This is a genomic window from Roseicyclus sp. (assembly GCF_965662675.1).
GTDB lineage: Bacteria > Pseudomonadota > Alphaproteobacteria > Rhodobacterales > Rhodobacteraceae > Roseicyclus.
Genome location: NZ_CBFIIK010000011.1, coordinates 1 through 20,892 on the forward strand (window position 1 = coordinate 1; position 20,892 = coordinate 20,892).

Here is a 20,892-nt window from a genome sequence, read left to right on the forward strand (position 1 = left end):
ACCTGCTCCCCCACCCCAAACACCCGCTTGTACCGGGCGATCTCTGCCTCCGGCCCCATCGCCTTTTCGGGGTTGTCGGAGAGCTTGACCGTGGGGCGGCCGTTCGCCGCGACAGCCTTGCAGACGAGCGAGAACGGCGCAAGCGCGTCGTCGGCGACCAGCCCGCGGAAGTCATTCGTCAGCAGCGTCCCCCAGCCGAAACTCACCCGGACGCGGCCGGAAAAGCGGTGGTGGAGCGCCTCGACCACGTCGACATCCAGACCATCGGAGAAGATCAGGAGTTTCTCGCGCGGGTCCTCGCCCCGCTCTTGCCACCAGCGGATCGCGGTTTCGGCCCCGGCTATGGGATCGCCGCTGTCGATGCGCATGCCTGTCCATTGGGCCAGCCAGTCGGGGGCGTTTTTCAGGAAACCCGCCGTGCCATAGGTGTCGGGCAGGATGATGCGCAGGTTGCCGTCATGCTCCTCGTGCCAATCCGACAGCACGCTATAGGGGGCGCGGGCGAGGCCTTCGTCGCTATCGGCGAGTGCTGCATAGACCATGGGCAGTTCATGGGCGTTGGTGCCGATCGCCTCGAGGTCGCGGTTTTTCGCGATCAGGCAGTTGGAGGTGCCGGCAAAGGTGCGGCCCAGCCCCTCTTGCATCGCCTGCACGCACCAATCCTGCCAGAGGAAGGAGTGGCGGCGGCGGGTGCCGAAATCGGCCATGCGCAGGTCGGGGATGGGTTGCAGGCGCTCGATCTTTTCCCACAGCTTGGTCATGGCGCGGGCGTAGAGCACCTGAAGCTCGAACCGGCCCATTTGGCGCAGCACGGCGCGCGAGCGCAGTTCCATCAGCACGGCAAGCGCGGGGATTTCCCACAGCATGACTTCGGGCCACGCGCCCTCGAAGGTGAGTTCGTATTGATCGCCGACGCGTTCGAGGTGGTAGGGCGGCAGGCGCAGCGCCTCGAACCACTCCATGAATTCGGGCGTGAACATCTGGCGCTTGCCGTAGAACATGTTGCCGCGCAGCCAAGTGCTTTCGCCGCGGGTGAGCCGCAGGGTGCGGATATGGTCGAGCTGTTCGCGGAGTTCCCCCTCGTCGATCAGATGGGCCAGCGGGATGCGCGTGGTGCGGTTGATGAGCGAAAAGGTGACGGTGGTGTCGGGCCGGTTGCGGAACACCGACTGGCACATCAGGAGTTTGTAGAAATCGGTATCGATCAGCGAGCGGACGATCGGGTCGATCTTCCATTTGTGATTGTGAACACGGGTGGCGATATCGACCATGGTGGATTCCTTTGCGCGCGCCCGAGGTTAGACCAAGGGGGGCGGGGCTTGTCTAGGCGGGCGGTGTCCATTGCACGTCGGACAGGCGCGGGGCGTGGGTGGCGAGCATCACCAGCCGGTCAAAGCCCAGCGCGCAGCCCGCGGCTTGGGGCATATGGGCGAGGGCCGAGAGGAAATCCTCGTCCAGCGGGTAGCGGGTGCCGTAGATCCGTTCCTTGGCATCCATATCGGCCATGAAGCGCGCGCGCTGTTCGGCGGGGTCGGTCAGTTCGCCAAAGGCATTGGCCAGCTCCACGCCACAGGCGAACAGCTCGAACCGTTCGGCGGTGCGCGGGTCGGTGGCGGATTTGCGGGCCAGCGCCGCCTCGGGTGCCGGGTAGGCATCGAGGATGACGGGGCCGGAACCCAAGCCCCGTTCGATCCGCGCGGTCAGAAGGCGCGAGAAGAGGTCGGACCATGTGTCATCGTCGCCGGGGGTGATGCCGATGGCCTTGAGTTGCGCGGCGAGGGCTGCGGGATTGTCGAGCGTGCCGAGCAGGTCGACACCATGGCGGGCGGCCTCAGCCGCCAGCGTGGTGCGGATGGGGGCGGCTGTGGGGTCGCAGGTGATGTCGCGGTGGCGGAATTCGGTCACGCCTGCGGCCGTTGCGGCGAGGCGCAGGATGACGGCGCAATCTTCCATCAGCGTCTCGTAACTTGCGCCAGCGCGATACCATTCGAGCATGGTGAATTCGACCGCATGGCGCGCGCCCCCCTCGCGATTGCGCCAGACGCGGGCGAGGGTGAAGATCTTTTCTTCGCCCGCCGCGAGCAGCTTTTTCATCGCGAACTCGGGCGAGGTGTGCAGGTAGCGGCTGCGCGGCATGAGCGCGTCATCCATCGCCACGGTCTCGAACGCGTGCAGATGCGTCTCGTTGCCCGGCGAGGCGACCAGATAGGCGGGATCGACCTCAACAAAGCCTTGATCCTCGAACCAGCGGCGGATCGCGGCCATGATACGGCCACGCGCCATGAGCGCGGGGCGACGGTCGGCATGGGTATCACGATGCCACCATGTCATGGCTGGCCCTTTCGCGGCGGATGGGGTAACGGCTGCGTCTAACGCGGGGGCGGCGGCCCCTCAAGCGGCATCAATTCCGGAGGCTTCCATGAAGGTCATCGCATCCCAGCTTCGCAAGGGCAATGTCGTCGATATCGACGGCGTGCTTTACGTCATCTTGAAGGCCGAGAATTTCCACCCCGGCAAGGGCACGCCCGTGACGCAGGTCGATATGCGCCGGATCGATAACGGCACCAAGGTCAGCGAACGCTGGAAAACCACCGAGGGCGTGATGCGCGCCCATGTCGAAGACAGCGTTTTCACCTTTCTTTATGCCGATGGCGAAGGGTTCCATTTCATGGACCCGCAAAGCTATGAGCAGATCACCGTGACCGAGGATGTGGTGGGCGACACCAAGGTCTGGCTGCAGGACGGCATGTCGGTGCATCTGTCGGTGCATAACCAGATCGCCATCGCCATCGAATTGCCGCAAAAAGTGACGGTCGAGATCATGGAGACCGAGCCGGTGGTCAAAGGTCAGACGGCGTCATCCTCCTACAAGCCGGCGACGGCAGATAATGGCGTGCGCGTGATGGTGCCCGCCCATATCGGCGTGGGCACCCGCGTCGTGGTCAATACCGAGGACGCCACCTATGTCGAGCGGGCCAAGGACTGAAGGATCGTTTCGATGGCCGATGATGCGCCCGGCCCGGTGACGGTGCCGGGCGGTCTTTTTTTGGTGGCCCAGCCGGGGCTGGAGGCGCCTTTGGCCGATGAGGCCGTGCGCGCGGGTTTTGCCGATGTGCGGGCCGTCGCCGGTGGCGTAGAAGTGGCGGGCGATCTGACCGAAGCGGTGCGCGCCAATTGCGTCTTGCGTTGTGCGGTGCGGGTCTTGTGGCGGGTGGCCAGCTTTCGGGCGATGCATCTGGCGCAGCTGGACAAGCGGGCGAAGAAGCTGCCTTGGGCCGATTGGTTGCGCGCCGATGTGCCGGTCAAGGTCGAGGCGGTGTGCCGAAGCTCGAAAATCTATCATGACAAGGCAGCGGTGCAACGGATCGCGGGCGCCATCACGGCGGCGGGTATGACCGTCGCATCGGGCGCGGCACTGGTGATCAAGGCGCGGATCGAGGATGATCTTTGCACCATTTCCATCGACACAAGCGGCGAGCCGCTGCACCGGCGGGGCCACAAGACCTTTGTCGGCAAGGCGCCCTTGCGCGAGACGATGGCGGCGGGATTTCTGTGGCAGATGGGGTTTGACGGCACCCAAAGCGTGATTGACCCGATGTGCGGATCGGGCACGATCGTGCTGGAGGCGGCCGAGATTGCCTTGGGGCTTGTGCCGGGGCGGTCGCGCGATTTCGCCTTTGCGCATCTGGCAGGCGGCGGGGACGAGGGGCGCTGCCCCTCGCGCTCCCCGGAGTATTTGGAAAGCAAAGATGGGCGCGCGCGCTTTTTCGGCTTTGACCGCGATGATGGCGCGATCCGCGGGGCGCAAGGCAATGCCGCACGCGCGGGAACATCGGCCGTTTGCCACTTCACCCGGCAAGCCGTCAGCGATCTGATGCCGCCGGAGGGGGTCGCGCCGGGGATCATTTTGACCAACCCGCCCTATGGGGCGCGGATCGGGGAGCGCAAGCTGCTGTTCGCGGTCTATGGTGCCTTGGGCGCAACGTTGCGCGCGCGCTTCGCGGGCTGGCAGGTTGGCATCGTGACATCCGACAAGGGATTGGCGCAGGCCACAGGCCTGTCGCTGGAGGCGCTGGGGCCGGTGGATCATTCCGGCACCAAGGTCTGGCTTTGGCGTGGGGCGATCGGCTGAACCTTGCAAAAAGGGACCGCTGTCAGGGGAATGGGACGCGGGGACCGATCATGTTGTTCATCGGGTTGCGTTTTGGAACGCTTGTTTCGATTTACGACGATTTTCCGAGGTTTTCGTCCGTTGCAGGGATTTGCCATGCGCGCGGCCAAGGCCTAGATCGCGGGCTGGGCTATTCCTGCCTGTCGGAGCTTTTCCATGTTCGAAACATTGGGTCTTGGGATCACGCCACAGGTGGCCGCGCTTTGGTTTGGGGCGGCGATCGGCCTGTGTTTCGGCGCGCTGGCGCAGCTGACACGGTTTTGTCTGCGGCGCGCGTTGATCGGCCCACTGGCCGAGCGGGCCGAGGCCCGGGCGGTTTGGGCCATGGCGCTAGTTGTCGCGGTGATCGGCACGCAGGGCGCGGTGGCGATGGGGCTGGTGTCGTTCGACGCGCATCGCTTCACCGCAGGATCGGTGCCGGTGCTGGGCTTGGTGTTGGGCGGCTTGCTGTTCGGGTTGGGCGCGGTGCTGGCCCGGGGATGCTTGTCGCGGCTGACGGTGCTGTCGGCGACGGGGAATTTGCGCGCCTTGGTGGCGATCTTGGTCGCAGCTTTCGCCGCGCAGGCGACGTTGCAGGGCGCGCTTGCGCCGCTGCGGATGAGCTTGGGCGCTTTTGTGGTGCCGCTGGGGTCATTGCCCGGGGCGGCGTGGCTTTGGGCAGCGGTGATCGCGGGGTCGGCGATGCTGGTCGTACTGCGTACAGGCGCGCGCTGGCCGCTGTTGCTGGGTGGTGCGCTGATCGGTGGGTTGGTGCCGCTGGCTTGGGTCGGCACGGGCTTTGTACTCTACGATGAATTCGACCCGATCGCGATGGAGGGGCTGGGCTTTACCGGGCCTTGGGCCGAGGCGCTGTTCTGGGGCGTCGCGGCGCAGGTCACCAGCGTGGGCTTTGGTGGCGGGCTGGTCGGTGGGGTTTTGGCGGGCGCGCTGGTCGCGGCGGGCGCGACACGGCAATTCCGCGTGGAAGGGTTCGCGACCACCGGCCAGATGGGGCGGAGCCTTGGCGGGGCTGCCTTGATGGGTGTGGGTGGCGTTTTGGCTGGCGGTTGCACCGTGGGCGCGGGCTTGGCCGGGTTGCCGACCCTTGGGGTGAGCGCGATCATCGCTTTTGGCGCAGTCATCGCCGGGATCTATGCCGCCGATGCGGTTCTGGCACGGCGCGGCACGGGCCGTGGTTTGATGCCGGCTGAATAAGCGCCTAAATCTGTTTTAGGCGAGGATGACACCGCAGGCGCGCATACTGTCTTGCGCGGCTGCAAGCGAGCCGCCCAGATCGATGGCGCGGCAGAGATCTTGGCGAACCGTCACGCCAAAGCCAAGCTTGGCGGCATCGACGGCGGAATAGTTCACGCAAAAATCGGTGGCGAGGCCGACCATGGTCAGATGCGCGATGCCACGGCTGCGCAGATAGCCATCGAGACCCGTGGGCGTTGACTGATCATTCTCGAAAAAGGCGGAATAGCTGTCGATGGCGGGGTTCATCCCCTTGCGGATGATCAGATCGGCGCGGTCGGTCGCAAGATCGGCATGAAATGCGGCACCGCGCGTCCCTTGCACGCAATGATCGGGCCACAGCACCTGTGGGCCATAGGGCATGGTGATCATCTCGAGGGGGACGCGGCCGGGATGGGATGCGGCGAAGGAGGAATGGCCTGCGGGGTGCCAATCTTGTGTCAGGATCACGGCGGAGAAATCACCCATCAGCGCGTTGATACCGGGCACGATCTGGTCGCCCCCGGCCACGGCCAGCGCGCCGCCGGGACAAAAATCGTTCTGCACATCGATGACGAGAAGCGCATGGGTAGTGTCGTGCATGGGGGCCTCCGGCCAAGATGGGCGTGGTCGCCCTACCCTACGGCTTGAGCGGCGCGGCGCAACGGCGTATCTGGCGGAGATGATCACCGTTGCCGCACTTTACAAATTCATCCCCTTTGACGACCCCGAAGCGTTGCGCGAACCGCTATTCGCGGTCTGCACCGCCCATGCGGTGATGGGTACGCTGCTTTTGGCGCAAGAGGGGATCAACGGCACCATCGCCGGGCCGCGCGAAGGGATCGATGCGGTGCTGGCGCATATCCGGGCGCTGCCTGGTTGCGCCGATCTGGAGTGGAAGGAAAGCGGGGCCGCAAGCCAGCCCTTTGGCCGGATGAAGGTGCGCATCAAGCGCGAGATCGTGACGATGGGCGTACCCGGCACCGACCCGCGCGCGATCGTGGGAAGCTATGTCGCGCCTGCCGAGTGGAACGCGCTGATTTCCGCGCCCGATGTCGCCGTGATCGACACCCGCAATGATTACGAGGTGGCGATCGGCACCTTTCATGGTGCGGTCGACCCCGCCACAACCAGCTTTCGCGATTTCCCGGCATGGTGGGAGGCAAACCGCGCGCGCTTTCACAACAAGCGCATCGCCATGTTCTGCACCGGCGGTATTCGCTGCGAGAAATCGACGGCCTTTCTCAAGGCGCAAGGCGTTGAGGAGGTCTATCACCTCAAGGGTGGCATCTTGAAATATCTCGAAGAGGTGCCGCAAGAAGACAGCCTTTGGGAAGGCGGATGTTTCGTCTTTGACGAGCGCGTCGCGGTTGGACACGGGCTGGAAGTGCTGCCCTATGGGCTGTGCCGGGCCTGCAGGCGGCCGCTTGAGGCCGTGGATACGGGCCATCCCGCCTATGAGGAAGGGGTGCAGTGCCATCGCTGCGTCGATGATTATACCGAGGCCGACCGGGTGCGGTTTCGCGAACGCCAGCGCCAGATCAAGCTGGCCGCAGCGCGTGGCGAGCGGCATGTGGGATCTGGCCGTTAGGGTGTGCATGAAGGCGCACGCTATGGCGGATCGAGAGGGCGGAAGAAAAAAGGGGCGCCCAAAGGCGCCCCCGAGATGATCCGAAGGGAGGAGATGGATCAGCCTTTGGTGAAGTCAGGGTATGCTTCCATGCCCAGTTCCGAGACATCGAGCCCGTTGACCTCGGCCTCGGCGCTGACGCGCAGGCCCATCACCGCCTTGAGGACGACCCAGACGATCAGCGAGGTCACGAAGACGAAGGCGATGATCGAGACGATCCCGAGGATTTGCGCGCCCAGCGTCGCCTCGCCGGTGTAGCCACCGGTCAAGACCACGGCCAGCGTGCCCCAGATACCGGCGAAGAAGTGCACCGGGATGGCGCCGACGACATCATCGATCTTGAACTTGTCGAGCAGCGGAACCGTCAAGACGACGATCAAGCCACCGATTGCGCCGATGATCAGCGACAAGAACAGCGAGGGTGCCAGCGGCTCGGCGGTGATCGACACGAGGCCGGCCAGCGCACCGTTCAGCACCATGGTCAAGTCGACCTTGCCGTAAAGCACCTGCGTCAGGATCAGCGCCGCGATGGCACCGGCGGCAGCCGCCATGTTGGTGTTGGCGAAGATGCGCGACACATCGGTGACGTCACCCACTGTGCCCATGGCCAGCTGCGAACCACCATTGAAACCGAACCAACCCAGCCACAGGATGAAGGTACCCAGCGTGGCGAGTGCGAGGTTGGAGCCCGGCATCGGGACAACCTTGCCGTCCTTGTACTTGCCGATACGCGGCCCGAGGATGATGGCACCGGCCAGAGCGGCAGCACCGCCTGCGGCATGTACGAGGGTCGAGCCCGCGAAATCGTGGAAGCCCGCTTCCGAGAGCCAGCCACCGCCCCACTGCCACGATGCTTCGATCGGGTAGATGAAGCCGGTCAGCACGACAACGAAGACAAGGAAGGGCCACAGCTTCATCCGCTCGGCCAAGGTGCCCGAGACGATGGAAGCGGTAGTGGCGCAGAACATCAGCTGGAAGAAGAAGTCGGAGCCGACCGAGGCGTAATCGATTGTTGCATCGGCGGCGGCCAAACCCATGGGTTCGAGCGAGGTGATCGAGAAGAACGGGCCGAGCCAGCCTGCGATCATCCAGCCATCGCCGGGATACATCAGGTTGAAGCCCACCAACCAATACATGACGGCCGCGATCGAGAAGAGCGCGATGTTCTTGGTCAGCTGCATCGTGACGTTCTTGGAACGCACAAGGCCCGCCTCGAGCATCGCAAAGCCCGCGGCCATCCAGAACACGAGGAAGCCACCGATCAAGAACAGCAGCGTTGTGAAGATATAGGAGGTTTCAGCCGCTGGCGCGGTCGACGCCTCCTGGGCAAGGCCCATGCTCGGTACAAGCGCGGCTGTCGCCACGGCTGCGAGCGGGAGAAGAAACTTTGTATTCATCTCTACGATATCCTTTTCGTCGAAAGGGCGCGGGTTCAGACCGCGTCGTCGTTGGTCTCGCCCGTGCGGACGCGCACTGCGCTTTCCACATCGAGAACGAAGATCTTGCCGTCGCCGATCTTGTCGGTCTTGGCGGTCTTTTGGATGGTCTCGACCACCTGGTCGGCCATGCCATCGGACACCACGATCTCGAGCTTTACTTTCGGCACGAAGTTCACGGCGTATTCTGCGCCGCGATAGATTTCGGTGTGACCGGATTGCGAGCCAAAGCCTTTGATCTCGGTCACCATCATGCCGCGTACGCCGATGGTGGTCAGGGCTTCCCGGACCTCCTCGAGCTTGAACGGCTTGATCGCTGCAATAATGAGTTTCACGTCTTACCCCTTCCGGTTGCTGTTCCGGTTCTTTCGGCCGACACGACCATTTGCGGCCGACACCGCCTCAAAACATGCAGCGGTCGGGCTGAGGGCAATGACGGAGGTGAGAATCCGCGCAACCGGAAGGCGAAGTTGCATTATTTTTGCGCAATTTGATTTTGATGATTATTTTTTGTGCGAAGTAAAGATGCGGCAGCGCAGCGAAATGGGTGCACAAGCGACTCGAATTTGAATATGTTTCGTCCAAAAGAGGCAGGTCAGTGAGATGAGTAGTACCGGCAACGGGCGTAGGCCCAGCTCCAGCGGTCGCCGCCTTGTCGCGGACAGGCGCAGCGCGCCCGCATCGCAGTCAGCGCGCAACGGCGCACCGCCCAGCCCGCCCAAACCACGCAAGACCCGGCGCAAACGCGCAGCGCGGCCTCGGCCAAAGGGTTTGCGCGGATGGATCGGGGCGTTTTTCAGGCTGATCTGGCGGATCATCTGGGGCTTTATCTGGCGCAGCACCGCGGTGGTGATGCTGATCTTGGGGGCCGCGACGGGCTATTACTATGCGCAATTGCCCGATCTGGCGGCGGTGGTGGATGCGCGCCATCGTGGCTCGGTCACGATGCTGGACCGCGATGGCACGGTGTTCGCGTGGCGCGGCGATCAATTCGGCGGCGCAATCGACCCGGCCAGCGTCAGCCCGCATCTGGTGCATGCCATCATCGCGACCGAGGATCGGCGATTCTATCGCCATTTCGGCATCAGCCCGCGCGGTATCGCCGGGGCGATCCGGATCAACCTGAGCGAGGGGCGCGGCCCGCTATCGGGGCATGGCGGATCGACGATCACCCAACAGGTGGCCAAGCTGATGTGTCTTGGCGTGCCATTTGTGCCGACCGCGTGGGAAAACGAAGCCGCCTATGAGCAAGATTGCCGCCGCACCACGCTGTGGCGCAAGCTGCAAGAGGTGCCGTTTTCGCTGGCGATGGAATTTCGCTATTCCAAGGATGAGATCCTTTCCATCTACATGAACCGCGCCTTTCTGGGGGCGGGCACGCGCGGGTTCGAAGCGGCCGCGCAGCGGTATTTCGGTGTCTCCTCGGCGGCGGTCAGCCCACAGCAAGCGGCGATGCTGGCGGGGTTGTTGGTCGCGCCCTCCTACTATGCGCCGACGCGCAATCTTGAACGCGCCCAGCGGCGGGCGGCCACCGTGCTGCGGCTGATGGAGGCGCAGGGCTATCTGAACGCAACCGAAGCCGCGATCGCGCAGGCCGCGCCCGCGACGCTGTCAAGTGCTGCAAGGCAGGATCGCGGCGGGGCCTTTGCCGATTGGATCATGTCGACCGGCCCCGATTTCCTGACCCGCGATACGACCGAGGATGTGATCATCGGCACCACCTTCGACCCCGCGATGCAGCAAGCCGCCGAAGAGGCGCTGGCCAGCGTCTTCAGCAACCAAGTGCGCGAGGGCTCTGAGGCGCAGGCCGCGATCGTGGTGATGTCGGCTGATGGCGCCGTGCGCGCGATGGTGGGCGGGCGCGACACGGCCGGCACGGGGCTATTCAACCGCGCGTCACAGGCGATGCGGCAGACGGGGTCGAGCTTCAAGCCCTTCGTCTATGCGGCAGCGCTCGATCTTGGCTGGAACTTCGATGATCTGGTCCTCGACGCGCCGCTGACGATCAATATTCCTGGCTCTGGCCCTTGGTCGCCCGAGAATTATACAGGCGAATTCTACGGCGAGGTAACGCTGACCGAGGCGCTGGAGCGGTCGCTCAACACCGCCGCGGTGCGCCTGTCCGAAGATGTGGGCCGCGATCTGGTGCGCACCGTCGCGGCACAATTCGGCATCGCAAGCGATCTGGCCGCTGGCCCTGCGCTGGCGCTTGGCGCGTCCGAGGCGACACTGATCGAGATGACCGGGGCCTATGCGGGCATTCTTAACGGTGGCTCGGCCGTCTTGCCCTACGGTGTGCAGGAATTGCGGCTGGTGGGCGATGCGGACCCGCTCTTCGCACAGGTGACAGGGATACAAGAGCGCGTGATCTCGGAGAATGCCGCGCGGCAACTGACCTATATGATGTCGATGGCCGTGGCCGAGGGCACAGGCCAGCGCGCCCGTCTGCGGGACCGGCCCGTCGCGGGCAAGACCGGCACGACGAACAGCCAGCGCGACGCATGGTTCATCGGCTTCACCGGCGATTACGTCGCGGGCGTGTGGATGGGCTATGATGACAACAGCCCCTTGACCGGGGTGACCGGCGGCGGTCTTCCGGCCGAGATCTGGCGCCAGACGATGGAGCGCATCCATCGTGACCTGCCCGCAAGCGCGCTCATGACCATCGACCCGGTGGCCGAGGTGCTGGCCCGCCCGCAAACAGTGCCACCGCGTGGCACGCTTTTGGGCACCGCTCCGCAAGACGAGGCCGAGCAGATCTTGATGCGGGTTTTGAACGGGCTTTTGGGGCGGAACTGACAAGATCATTGGGTTTTCCTATCGCGACAGCAGCCACGGCTCTCTTGTCGCCACACCGCCACAGGGCCACCTGACAGGAATTGGTGTTTTTCAGATGGGGAATATCGTGATGATCGAGGAAAAGACGGAAACGCAGACCGTTTCGAAATCGCAAACACATGATGTTTCGGCTTGGCTGCGTGAGACGGTGACGCTCAGCTTGCCGCGTTGGGCGCTGGTGGCCGCTGGCCTTGCGGCGCTTGTGCTGTTGCTTGTGGCACTGGACTGAGGGGTCTGGTCATGAAACCGAAATTCGCGCTGGCGGCCCTGATGACCGCAACCTTCGCTTTTGCCGGCCCGGCACTCGTTTCCGCGGCTGCGGGCAAGGGCGAGATGGCCCAGAACCAGAAAATCGCCGCGCTCGCACCCGGCCAAGAGGTCACGCTGCGCGGCGTGGTACTGAGGATCACGGATGAGGATGAATTCATCCTCTCGGATGCCAGCGGGCAGATACCCGTCTATGTCGGCCCGAACATGGTGCCCGCGACACAGGGCGAGACGATCACCGTTTCGGGCCGTGTCGATGATGATTTCCCGCGCGAAATTTACGCGACATTGATTATCCGCGCCGATGGCACGCAAGTGCCGCTACCGCACCGCTACTGAACGAAAAAGGCGCCCCGCGGGGCGCCTTTGATCCTTGGCGCGGAGGTGGGTCAAACTGCCTCGTCGATCCATTTTTGCAACGCGGCCTTGGGGGCTGCACCGATCTTGTTCGACACGACCTCGCCGTTCTTGAACATGAACAGCGCGGGGATGCCGCGCACGCCCATCTGCATCGGCGCTTGCGGGTTCTCGTCGACATTGACCTTCACGATCTTGACGCGGCCTGCATATTCCTCGGACAGCTCTTCAAGGGCTGGGCCGATCTGTTTGCAGGGGCCGCACCATTCGGCCCAAAAATCGACGACGACGGGAATGTCGGACTGGCGCACTTCGGCGTCGAATGTAGCGTCGGAAACGGCGTGTGTGGCCATGGCATCTGCCCTCCTGGCGAATGGGATCGTGGCGAAGGTAAGGATGGCACGGTTCAGGGTCAAGCACCGGCCGCGCGCGTCAGTGCCGCAGCGACCAGCGGGCCGGGCAAAGGCATGAGCCGGGCGCCGCGCGTCCACAAGATCGCGGTCTCGATCCGGCGATCGGGATAGATCGCCCCCAGCATCGCGGCATAGGCCCCCATTTGGCGCAACAGCCCCTCGGGCACCGCAGCCGGATCATCGGGGATGGCGGCGTTTGTCTTGAAATCGACGGCCAGCACATGGGTATCGGCGACGATCAGCCGGTCGATCACACCCAACATCTGGCCGCCCAGCGCCGGGGTATCGGCGGTCAGGCTGACCTCGGCCAGCGTATCGGGGGCGAAGAGATGGGCAAGTGCCGGATCGGTCAGATTTGTCGTCGCCTCGGCCAGAAGGGTCGCCGCCTCGTCGGGCTGCACACCGCCGGGTTCGCGCGCAAGGATCGCGGGGGTGGCGGCGGACCATGCGGCGGGCGGGATCGGCGGCAGATGCTCCAACAGCAGGTGGATCAACCGCCCACGGCGCAAGGCGGCCGCTTCGGCAAGCCCGTCATCGGCATCGGCGATGATCTTGTCGCCGCCAAGGTCCGAGGGGCTGCGCCCTTGCTCTTGCCTGCGGGCCGGCGGGGCCGGGGTCATCGCCCAATCGGGCAGGGCGACGGGGGGCGGCGGCGGCGCGGGCGGTGCGGTCATGGGCGACCAATCGCCGGTTTGCAGACGCAGGCCGCCATCACCCGGAATTTCGGGCGGCGCATATTGGGTGGCACCGCAGCCCTGCATGGCATCGGCGATGGTGGCATACCAGCTATGGGTGGGATCGGGGTTTTGGTTGGTGACCTTGCCCGCCGCGGCCACGATCAGCCAGCTTTCGGCGCGCGTCATCGCGACATAGAGCAGGCGATTGCGCTCTTCGTCTTGCGCGCTTGCGCGCGCGGCCAGCGCGTCGCGCACGGGTGCGGTGGCGCTGTCGCGTTTGGGCCAGAGACAGGGGCCATCATCGGGCGTGATCAGATCGATCCGGTTGCCGCCGCCATGATGCGGGATGGCGGTATCGGGCAAGATCACCACGGGTGCCTCGAGCCCCTTGGCACCATGCACGGTCATCACGCGGATCTGGCCGTTGGGCTTGGCCAGATCGCGTTTCACCGTCACCTCGCCCGCCTCGAGCCAGCCGACGAAACCGGTCAGGCTCGGCACCTCCATCGCTTCGTAGGACAGTGCTTGGTCGAGCATGGCGGCGATGGCATCCTCGGCCTCGGGGCCGAGCCGCGCGATCAGCCGTTCGCGCCCGCCATGATCGATCAAGGCCCGTTCCAGCAGGTCGTAGGGTCGCAGGTAATCGGCCTGATCGCGCAGATCGCGCAGCATGGCGAGCGTCTCGGGCCAGCGGCCTTCGGCATCGCGCAATGCCGCCCAGAGCGTGCTGCCTTGCGGCCTTGGCTGGGCCAGATCGTAAAGCGCCCCCTCGCTCCAGCCACAAAGTGGCGAACGCAGCAGCGTGGCCAGCGACAGATCATCCTCGGGCAGGGCCAAGAAGCGCATGAGCGCGATCAGATCCTTGACGGCCAAAGGCTCGGCGATGGCGGCGCGATCAACACCCGCGACGGGCAATTCGGCGGTTTTGAGGGCGGCGATGATCTTGTGAAACAGGCTCGAGCGGCGCTGGACCAAGATCAAGATGTCGCCCGCCGTCACGGCGCGGCGTTCGGACTTGATGGTGATCGGCTCACCCGCAGCGATCATGGCGGCGATGCGCTTGGCAATGGCATTGGCCAAGAGGCTGGTATGATGATCCTCGGTCACGAGGTCTTGGGGGTCTTCCCACGCGACTTTTTCGGGCTGACGCGTCTCGGGGATGGCGGGCCAGAGATCGACGCGGCCGGGATGGGTGCCATGATAGGCCTTGTGCAAGACATCGGGCCCCACACCCGGCGCGCCCGCGCCATTGGCGACGCGGTCGACCAGCGACAGGATCACCGGGGAGGACCGGAAGGAATACAGCAACTCGCCGGGATGGAAGGGCATATCCACCTCGGCCAAGCGCGCGGCGAAATGGTCGCGCATCAGGTCGAAGCCCTTGGGATCGGCCCCTTGGAAGGAATAGATCGACTGTTTCTTGTCACCCACGACAAAGATGGTGCGGTCGATTTCGGGGCGGGCCCCCTCGCCCGCGGCGAACTCGGCGGCGAGCGTCTTGACGATCTCCCATTGCGCGGGGCTGGTATCTTGCGCCTCGTCGACCAAGATATGGTCGATCCCGCCATCGAGGCGGAAAAGCACCCATTGGGCCATTTTCTCGGTGGTGAGCAGCCGCCTTGTGGCACGGATCAGATCGTCGAAATCAAGCCAGCCGCGCAAGGCTTTGGCCTGCGCGTAGCGGGGCAGGAAAGCGGCGGCAAAGCAGTGCAGCGCATGGGTCCGCCGCGCGGTCATCAGCCCAAGGCGCAGGGGGCGCGCCTCGGCCACCCGTTCGGCCAGATCGTCATAGGCCGCGACCAGATCGGGGCCCATCGCCTTGCGCACGGCGGCATTGGCGATGGCTTTGGGCAGGCCCTCGTCCTTGCCGGACATGGTCAGACAGGCGGCCTCCAACGCGGCCAGATCGGCGAGTGTCATGGCATCCCATGGCATCGTTTCGAGCCGTTCGATCAGCCGGGCCTGTGTCGTCGTCCCGGGGTCGAGATGGGCGATCAGCGCCTTGGCAAGATCGGCCTCGCCACCATCAAGGGCAGTTGCGAAGATGCGGTCCGTGGTCAGGCCGGGCGCGATACCTGCCCAGTCGCAGATGGCGGGCCAATCCCATGGATCGGCCAGCGCATCGGCCGCGCCCGCCACGGCGCGGGCCAGCTTGCGCAAACCGTCATCATCGCTGAGCAGATCGGCGACCGCGTCGATGGCATCGGCGGCGGCGCCATCGGCGATATCATCCAGCAGATCGGCGATCAGCCGGGCCTGCACACGCTCGTCGATCTCGGTGAAACCGGGGCTGACGCCCGCCTCGAGCGGGAAACGGCGCAAGATCGCGGCGCAGAAGGAATGGATGGTCTGGATCTTGAGGCCGCCCGGTGCCTCGATCGCGCGGGCAAACAGCGTACGCGCCCGGCCCAGCCTGTCGGGGTCGATCGCATCCTCGCCGATCTCTTGCAGCGCGGCGCGCAGCTTGGCGTCGGGCATCATCGCCCATTCGCCCAAGCGTTTGAACAGGCGGTTCTGCATCTCCATCGCGGCGGCCTTGGTATAGGTCAGGCACAAGATGCGTTCGGGCCGCACGCCTTGCAGCAAAAGCCGCGCCACGCGGTCAGTCAGCACGCGGGTCTTGCCCGAACCAGCATTGGCCGACAGCCAGACCGAGGTGGCGGGCGCTGCGGCCTTGATCTGGGCGCGGCTTGCCTCGTTCATGGCTCACCGCCTTGACCGACGGGGATGATCACGGGCGGGTCCGTTTCATCCCATTCGCCATGCCGGGCGAGTTGGTCGAAATCACCCTTGAAGCGTGTATCGGGCACGGCGCGGCGCGCGGAAAAGCCCCAAGACGGGTCGCTCATATGCCCCAGCCGTGTGATCAACTTGCCAGACATCGCGGCCAGTTCATCGGCGCTGGGATCATGGGCCACCACATCGGGTTTCGCGCCGAGGCCGATATAGGCGATATGGCCCGCGACGCTACCCTTGGGCAGACCGAAACAGCCCGCGCCAACCATCAGCGCCTCGATCCAAAGCTGTTTGTTGAAGAATTCCTGTTCCTTGGGCGTGGGCGGCGCGCCGGTCTTGTAGTCGTAGATCGCGAAACGGCCATCTTGCATGCGGTCGATGCGGTCGGCCTTGCCCACCAGCGTGACGCCGGTGCCGGGAACAAGCCATTCCGATTTCGCCTCGGGGGCAAGGGGTGTGCCGCGCTGGCGGCGGATGATCTCGGTCTCGAGGAAAAAGCCCGCCGCGCGGCCCATGCGCGCGCGCCACATGCGGCGCACCGCTGGAAAAGGGGCCTCGTCGTCCAGCACACGATCGGTGAGCCCGAGCAACAGCGCCAAGGCCGCCTCCGGGGGCGGCAGGGCGTCACGTGTTTCCTTCAGGAACAGCTCAAGCACCTTGTGCAAGATCGTGCCGCGCAGCCTAGCATCAGGGTCACTGCGCAGCGGGTCGAGCGCGCGCAGGCCCAGCACATGGGTCGCATAGATCGCGTAAGGATCACGGATCAGTTTCTCGACCTCGGTCAAAGCAAGGCGTTTGGGCCTTGCGGCAAGCGGCGGTGCCGGCGATGGGCGCGGCGCGAAGGGGATGGTCGCCTTGGGCGTCAGCAAGGCCGTGGCCATCGCAAGGCTTCCGGCGCCACGGTCGCGCATCTGTTCAAGCGCCGTGCGGGTCTCATCGCTGGCGCCCTCCATCAGGTTGATCAGGCGGTTGAGCCAGCGCGAGGGGATGGTGTCGGTCTCGGCATTGCGGGCGGCGCGGGTCAGCCAGACCTCGGAGGCGCAGATCGCCTGTTGGAAATCATGCGCCGACAGCCCGATCACCCGGTCGGGCAAGCGCAGCCCGACCGTTGCGCGCAAGGCGCGGTTCAGCCACGGATCGGCACCGGGTGCGGGTGGCCAGACCCCATCATTCAGCCCCGCGCAGATCAACAGGTCGGCGCCTTGGACGCGGGCCTCTTGCGTGCCCCAGATCAGCACATCGGCATGGGGGAAAAGCGGCTGGCGCACCTCGCGGTCGCGGGTGAGGGCATCGAAAAGATCGCGGTAATCCAACGCCGAGATCGGGCCACCATGGGCGGCCTCGGCCTGAAGCTCGGCCATCAGCGCGGCGGCGGCCTCGCCCGCCATTTCCTTGTAGAGATCGCCGCTTCCGGCTTGGCCCGGTCCGGCGGCGAGCGCATCGGCGCGCGCGGCATGGCGCGCGACGCGGTCGGCAAACGGCATGGGGGCGGGGTCGACGGGGGCGAGGACATGATCGGCCAGCCACGCGACCCAATCCATGACACCCTCATCCCCTTCGCGCTTTGCAGCCCAAGCGACAAGCGCGGCGCGGCTGGGCATGCCGGGCTTGCGGCGGAGCAGTTGCAACTCAAGATCGCGGGTGCGCCTGAGGTGATCGCCGCGTGCCATGCCGGTGTGGCACAAGGGATGCTTGAGGATGACCGCAAGGCTTTCGGGGTCGGCGGGGCGCGCTTCGAGCGCCGCGATATGACGCAGGAAACGGCCCGGCGGGACAAGCGAAAGGGGTTGGCCCGCGCTGTCATCGGGGCGGATGCCCCAGCGCGCCAAGGCAGCCGTGATCTGGCGCGTCAGCACCCGGTCGGGCGCGATGACGGCGGCGCGCTGGCCCTCATGCACCGCTTGGCGCAGACGCAGCGCGATGGCGGTCGCCTCGGCCTGCGGGTTGGGGGCTTCGAGCAGGGTGACGCCTTGCATCGCGGCGCCGACATCGCGCAGAAGCGGCGCCTCGGCCAGCCATTGATCGGTGACGGGCGCGGGGCGCAGAGCCAGCGACACGATGGCGCCGCGTCCCGCCACGGGCCGGGATGCGGCGGGCCAATCGGGGATGTCATGGGGGTCGATCCCCAAGCGATCGGCGAATTTGGCAAGCCGGTATTGTGGATGATCTTCGCCATCGAGACCGGCATGGCGGTCTTGCAAAAGCCGCGTCCAGACATCGCGCGGCATGGCACGGTCGAGGCCCGGCAAGATCACCGCCCCCTGCGGCAGCCCCGCGACCGCCGTCATCAGCTGCGCCGTCGCCCCGCGCGACCCGGTCGAGCCCGCGACGATCACCGGATGGGCGGGCGGTTCATCGCGCCAGCGCGCGGCCTTGGCCGCCACGATCCGGGTTTGGCGCGCCGATTGGGTCAGCGCCGCCTCATCGGCCATGAATTTGGTCACGATCTTGAGAAAGCTCTGCGCGCGCTGCCAATGCTCGGCATGCTCGGTGATGTCGAGCGTGGCGATCGCGGCAGGGCTGACGCCTTCTTCGTACATCTCGCTCATCAGGTCGGCCAAGCTATCGGCCAGATCGTAAAGCGCGGTGCGCGGGGCCAGTTCGGGGTTGTGATCGAGCAGCGCGCCGATCAGCCGGACCAGTTCCAGCCGGAGCCGCAAGGGCGGGATGGCGGCGGGGATACCCGCGATATCGGCATCCTCGCCCAGCGCCAGCACCGGGCGGATGCGCGGCAGAAAGCCCGCACCGCGCTGTGCGTAAAGGCTGCGCAAGCGGCGCTCCATCCGCGCATTGGCGACATAGAGATCGACGCGCGCGATCGCCTCGGGCGGGTGATCGGCCAAAAGCGTATCAAGCCCGTCGATCAATGCCGCGCAGAAATCGACGCCAAGGGGGGTGGCGTAAAGCCGGGGGCCGGTGGCGGGAGGGAAGAGGTCACGCATCGGTCAGCATCGCCTCGGCCAGTGCAAGGCCTTCGGGGTGGCCGACATCGGCCCAATGGCCGGGATAGGTGACGCCGAACAAGCGGCCCTCATCCATCAGCGCTTGCCAGATGTCGCGGAGCGAGAACACATCCGCCGGGTGGTCGGCCAGAAGGGCGGGCGCGATCAGCTGCGCGCCGGTATGGATCAGCCCGCCCTCCGCCCGGTCCCATGTGAGCCGCCCTTGCGCGTCAGGGGAGAAATCGCCGCCGCCTTGCCGCCCTACCGCGCGCGCGCGCGGCACCAAAAGCACCAGCGCACCCATGCGCGCGCCATCCCATCCCTGCACCAACAGCGACAGCGGGTCGGGGCCGGACCAGACCGCATCGGCGTTGAGCGTGGCGATGGGGTCAGTGCCCAGATGCGGCAACGCGCGTTTGATGCCGCCGCCGGAATCGAGGATCGCGGGCGCCTCGACCGACAGGGCGATATCGGGGTGGTGGGCGGCCAGATGCGCCGCGATCTGATCGGCGCGGTAATGGGCATTGACCGCGATCCGCCCGCCGCCTGCGCGCGCCGCAGTAATGGCGTGATCCAAGAGCGCGCGGCCCGCGACGGGGATCAGCGGTTTGGGGCGCATGGCGGTCAGCGCGCCCATGCGGGTGCCGAAACCGGCGGCGAGGATCATCACGTCGGGCCTCATGCAGCGACGCCTTCGGCCCATGGGGCGGTCAGGGCGCGCAATGCGGCCACGGGCGCGCGCAGATCGGCCAAGGCCGGGTCGGCCACGGCGCGGTCGATCAAGGCACCCGTGCGCGGCAGATAGGCGCGATACTGCGGCTTGCCCCCCTGCCCCGCCAAGCGGTGGAAAATGCCCAAGATGCGCAGGTTGCGCAAAAGCGACAGCGTCGCGATGCGCGCGGCGGCTTGGTCCGTTGCAAACCCGTGGACCGCCGCGAAACGCGCGATCAGCGCGGCGCGCCATTGGGCGGGAATATCGCGGCGCGGATCGTCGAGCAGCGCGGCTAGATCATAGCCCAAGGGCAGTGCCACGCCATCTTGGAAATCCAAGAGCCCGACACGCGCCGGGCCGTCGCGGTCGGGCAACCATATCAGATTGTCGCCGTGATAATCGCGCAAGGCGATGACCGGGGGGCCATCGGCATGGGTGGCAAGCGCGGTGGCGAGCATCGGTTCAAGATCGGCCAGCCCATGGGCTTGTGGCAAGAAATCGAGCGTCAGCGTGATCATGCCTGCCTGTGCCTTGGGGTCGGGGCGGGCGATCCAATCGGGCAGCGCGGCCTTTGCAAGCGCGTCGATCACCGTGCAGGCGGCAAGATAGGCCGTATGGGCAAGGTCAGGGTCGCGCTGCAACAGCCGCGCCAAGGTGGCATCGCCGAAATCCTCGAGCAACAGCAGGCCGGCGGCCGGATCGGCGGCAAAGATCTTGGGCGCGGAAAGGCCCAGCGCGGTCAGATGGTCGCCGATGCGCAAAAAGGCGGCAAGGCTGTCACGCTCGGCCTCGGTTGCGACCGGGGCCTGCATCACGATGGCGCTGTCATCGCCGCGCGCAAGGCGCAGGTATCGCCGGGACGATGCATCACCCGCCAATGGCATCTGCGCGGCATCGTGCCAACCGGCCGCATCCAAGAACGGCACCAGCGCCGCGGTCATGGGCGCACCATCGCAGGGGTGAGGCGCGCCGCCAGATCGTTCTGCCGCGGCGCGATCAGGGTCGCGGTCCGCGCCTCGGGGGTTTGGGGCGGGGTCTCGAGCCGCAAGCAGACGGCATCGGCGGGCCAATCCGGGGCGATTCGGTCGGGCCATTCGATCAGGCAGATCGCCTGATCCATCGCCAGATCAAGGCCGAGTTCAATGATCTCATACGGATCGGAGAGGCGATAGAGATCGGCATGCCAGACCTCGCCCGAAGGGGTGTCATAGCTTTGGACAAGGGTGAAGCTGGGCGAGGGGATATCGGTATTCTGCGCATCCGGGCCGAGCAAGGCGCGGATCAAGGCGCGCGCGAAATGGCTTTTGCCCGCGCCCAACTGACCTTGCAGCAGCACGCAATCGCCGGGGCCGAGGTGCGGGGCCATGGCCTGCGCCAGCGCGGCGGTCGCATCAGACCCGGCCAGCGCGCGGCTGGCATGGGCGATCCAACCCGCGGGAAGCGGCGCAAGATCGGGATCGGCGGTTGGAATATGTGGGGCGCTCATCACGGCGCAAGTGTA

At 65.8% G+C, this 20,892-nt stretch carries 18 protein-coding genes; 7 read left to right on the forward strand and 11 right to left on the reverse strand.

Annotated features, from left to right (window positions below):
- Window positions 1-1,271, reverse strand: a 1,271-nt coding sequence (gene pncB / locus ACTG4J_RS03755; protein WP_439137234.1) for a nicotinate phosphoribosyltransferase, incomplete at its 3' end; no start/stop codon positions are given.
- A gap of 52 nt (window positions 1,272-1,323) precedes the next feature.
- Complete coding sequence (epmA, locus tag ACTG4J_RS03760) at window positions 1,324-2,331, reverse strand: EF-P lysine aminoacylase EpmA (RefSeq protein ID WP_439137236.1); 1,008 nt, start codon at window positions 2,329-2,331, stop codon at window positions 1,324-1,326.
- Window positions 2,332-2,419: 88 nt separating this feature from the next.
- Between epmA and efp the strand changes: the two genes are divergently transcribed.
- From efp to ACTG4J_RS03775, 3 genes are all read left to right on the forward strand, one after another.
- On the forward strand, window positions 2,420-2,986 hold the full coding sequence (efp, locus tag ACTG4J_RS03765) for an elongation factor P (protein ID WP_439137237.1): 567 nt from the start codon (window positions 2,420-2,422) through the stop codon (window positions 2,984-2,986).
- A 12-nt stretch (window positions 2,987-2,998) separates the two neighbouring features.
- The gene (locus ACTG4J_RS03770) at window positions 2,999-4,132 is read left to right on the forward strand and encodes a THUMP domain-containing class I SAM-dependent RNA methyltransferase (protein WP_439137239.1); all 1,134 of its coding nucleotides are present in this window, start codon (window positions 2,999-3,001) and stop codon (window positions 4,130-4,132) included.
- A 195-nt stretch (window positions 4,133-4,327) separates the two neighbouring features.
- Entirely contained in the window at window positions 4,328-5,365 is a 1,038-nt protein-coding gene (locus tag ACTG4J_RS03775; RefSeq protein WP_439137241.1) for a YeeE/YedE thiosulfate transporter family protein, read from the forward strand.
- 15 nt (window positions 5,366-5,380) lie between these two features.
- Here the strand turns inward: ACTG4J_RS03775 and pncA are convergent, their stop codons facing one another.
- Window positions 5,381-5,986 carry a bifunctional nicotinamidase/pyrazinamidase gene (gene pncA / locus ACTG4J_RS03780; RefSeq protein ID WP_439137243.1) on the reverse strand — a complete coding sequence of 202 codons (606 nt, stop codon included), beginning with the start codon at window positions 5,984-5,986 and terminating at the stop codon, window positions 5,381-5,383.
- Between the two features lie 79 nt (window positions 5,987-6,065).
- On the opposite strand from pncA, the gene trhO reads away from it, so the two are divergent.
- Window positions 6,066-6,974 carry an oxygen-dependent tRNA uridine(34) hydroxylase TrhO gene (gene trhO, locus ACTG4J_RS03785; protein ID WP_439137245.1) on the forward strand — a complete coding sequence of 303 codons (909 nt, stop codon included), beginning with the start codon at window positions 6,066-6,068 and terminating at the stop codon, window positions 6,972-6,974.
- 98 nt (window positions 6,975-7,072) lie between these two features.
- Here the strand turns inward: trhO and ACTG4J_RS03790 are convergent, their stop codons facing one another.
- Both ACTG4J_RS03790 and ACTG4J_RS03795 read right to left on the reverse strand, forming a co-directional pair.
- Window positions 7,073-8,410, reverse strand: a complete 1,338-nt coding sequence (locus ACTG4J_RS03790; RefSeq protein WP_439137246.1) for an ammonium transporter — start codon at window positions 8,408-8,410, stop codon at window positions 7,073-7,075.
- Between the two features lie 35 nt (window positions 8,411-8,445).
- Complete coding sequence (locus ACTG4J_RS03795) at window positions 8,446-8,784, reverse strand: P-II family nitrogen regulator (RefSeq protein ID WP_213685584.1); 339 nt, start codon at window positions 8,782-8,784, stop codon at window positions 8,446-8,448.
- A 268-nt stretch (window positions 8,785-9,052) separates the two neighbouring features.
- Here ACTG4J_RS03795 and ACTG4J_RS03800 point away from each other — a divergent pair, with 268 nt between their 5' ends.
- The 3 genes from ACTG4J_RS03800 to ACTG4J_RS03810 all read left to right on the forward strand — a co-directional run bounded on the left by ACTG4J_RS03800 (window position 9,053) and on the right by ACTG4J_RS03810 (window position 11,893).
- On the forward strand, window positions 9,053-11,248 hold the full coding sequence (locus ACTG4J_RS03800; RefSeq protein WP_439137248.1) for a transglycosylase domain-containing protein: 2,196 nt from the start codon (window positions 9,053-9,055) through the stop codon (window positions 11,246-11,248).
- A gap of 94 nt (window positions 11,249-11,342) precedes the next feature.
- Window positions 11,343-11,516, forward strand: a complete 174-nt coding sequence (locus ACTG4J_RS03805) for a hypothetical protein (RefSeq protein WP_439137250.1) — start codon at window positions 11,343-11,345, stop codon at window positions 11,514-11,516.
- Window positions 11,517-11,527: 11 nt separating this feature from the next.
- Window positions 11,528-11,893: a NirD/YgiW/YdeI family stress tolerance protein gene (locus ACTG4J_RS03810; RefSeq protein WP_439137252.1), complete on the forward strand. Its 366-nt coding sequence runs from the start codon at window positions 11,528-11,530 to the stop codon at window positions 11,891-11,893.
- A gap of 50 nt (window positions 11,894-11,943) precedes the next feature.
- On the opposite strand, the gene trxA is transcribed toward ACTG4J_RS03810, so the two are convergent.
- From trxA to tsaE, 6 genes are read right to left on the reverse strand one after another with little or no spacing between them, the layout of a single operon-like run.
- Window positions 11,944-12,264 carry a thioredoxin gene (trxA, locus tag ACTG4J_RS03815; RefSeq protein WP_439137254.1) on the reverse strand — a complete coding sequence of 107 codons (321 nt, stop codon included), beginning with the start codon at window positions 12,262-12,264 and terminating at the stop codon, window positions 11,944-11,946.
- A gap of 59 nt (window positions 12,265-12,323) precedes the next feature.
- A complete protein-coding gene (addA, locus tag ACTG4J_RS03820; RefSeq protein ID WP_439137256.1) occupies window positions 12,324-15,704 on the reverse strand; it encodes a double-strand break repair helicase AddA in 3,381 nt (1,126 codons plus the stop codon).
- Entirely contained in the window at window positions 15,701-18,679 is a 2,979-nt protein-coding gene (gene addB, locus ACTG4J_RS03825; protein ID WP_439137258.1) for a double-strand break repair protein AddB, read from the reverse strand. The genes addA and addB overlap by 4 nt, the downstream gene beginning before the upstream one ends.
- Entirely contained in the window at window positions 18,672-19,361 is a 690-nt protein-coding gene (locus ACTG4J_RS03830) for a nucleotidyltransferase family protein (RefSeq protein WP_439137259.1), read from the reverse strand. The genes addB and ACTG4J_RS03830 overlap by 8 nt, the downstream gene beginning before the upstream one ends.
- A complete protein-coding gene (locus ACTG4J_RS03835; RefSeq protein ID WP_439137261.1) occupies window positions 19,358-20,332 on the reverse strand; it encodes an aminoglycoside phosphotransferase family protein in 975 nt (324 codons plus the stop codon). Before ACTG4J_RS03835 ends, ACTG4J_RS03830 begins: the two co-directional genes overlap by 4 nt.
- The gene (gene tsaE, locus ACTG4J_RS03840) at window positions 20,329-20,877 is read right to left on the reverse strand and encodes a tRNA (adenosine(37)-N6)-threonylcarbamoyltransferase complex ATPase subunit type 1 TsaE (RefSeq protein WP_439137262.1); all 549 of its coding nucleotides are present in this window, start codon (window positions 20,875-20,877) and stop codon (window positions 20,329-20,331) included. The genes ACTG4J_RS03835 and tsaE overlap by 4 nt, the downstream gene beginning before the upstream one ends.
- Between the last annotated feature and the right edge of the window lie 15 nt (window positions 20,878-20,892).

Coding starts and splice junctions, on each gene's coding strand:
- epmA (WP_439137236.1), bottom strand. CDS start 2,331: ATGACATGGTGGCATCGTGATACCCATGCCGACCGTCGCCCCGCGCTC.
- ACTG4J_RS03770 (WP_439137239.1), top strand. CDS start 2,999: ATGGCCGATGATGCGCCCGGCCCGGTGACGGTGCCGGGCGGTCTTTTT.
- ACTG4J_RS03810 (WP_439137252.1), top strand. CDS start 11,528: ATGAAACCGAAATTCGCGCTGGCGGCCCTGATGACCGCAACCTTCGCT.
- ACTG4J_RS03800 (WP_439137248.1), top strand. CDS start 9,053: ATGAGTAGTACCGGCAACGGGCGTAGGCCCAGCTCCAGCGGTCGCCGC.
- trxA (WP_439137254.1), bottom strand. CDS start 12,264: ATGGCCACACACGCCGTTTCCGACGCTACATTCGACGCCGAAGTGCGC.
- ACTG4J_RS03805 (WP_439137250.1), top strand. CDS start 11,343: ATGGGGAATATCGTGATGATCGAGGAAAAGACGGAAACGCAGACCGTT.
- ACTG4J_RS03790 (WP_439137246.1), bottom strand. CDS start 8,410: ATGAATACAAAGTTTCTTCTCCCGCTCGCAGCCGTGGCGACAGCCGCG.
- addA (WP_439137256.1), bottom strand. CDS start 15,704: ATGAACGAGGCAAGCCGCGCCCAGATCAAGGCCGCAGCGCCCGCCACC.
- pncA (WP_439137243.1), bottom strand. CDS start 5,986: ATGCACGACACTACCCATGCGCTTCTCGTCATCGATGTGCAGAACGAT.
- trhO (WP_439137245.1), top strand. CDS start 6,066: ATGATCACCGTTGCCGCACTTTACAAATTCATCCCCTTTGACGACCCC.
- addB (WP_439137258.1), bottom strand. CDS start 18,679: ATGCGTGACCTCTTCCCTCCCGCCACCGGCCCCCGGCTTTACGCCACC.
- ACTG4J_RS03835 (WP_439137261.1), bottom strand. CDS start 20,332: ATGACCGCGGCGCTGGTGCCGTTCTTGGATGCGGCCGGTTGGCACGAT.
- ACTG4J_RS03775 (WP_439137241.1), top strand. CDS start 4,328: ATGTTCGAAACATTGGGTCTTGGGATCACGCCACAGGTGGCCGCGCTT.
- efp (WP_439137237.1), top strand. CDS start 2,420: ATGAAGGTCATCGCATCCCAGCTTCGCAAGGGCAATGTCGTCGATATC.
- tsaE (WP_439137262.1), bottom strand. CDS start 20,877: ATGAGCGCCCCACATATTCCAACCGCCGATCCCGATCTTGCGCCGCTT.
- ACTG4J_RS03830 (WP_439137259.1), bottom strand. CDS start 19,361: ATGAGGCCCGACGTGATGATCCTCGCCGCCGGTTTCGGCACCCGCATG.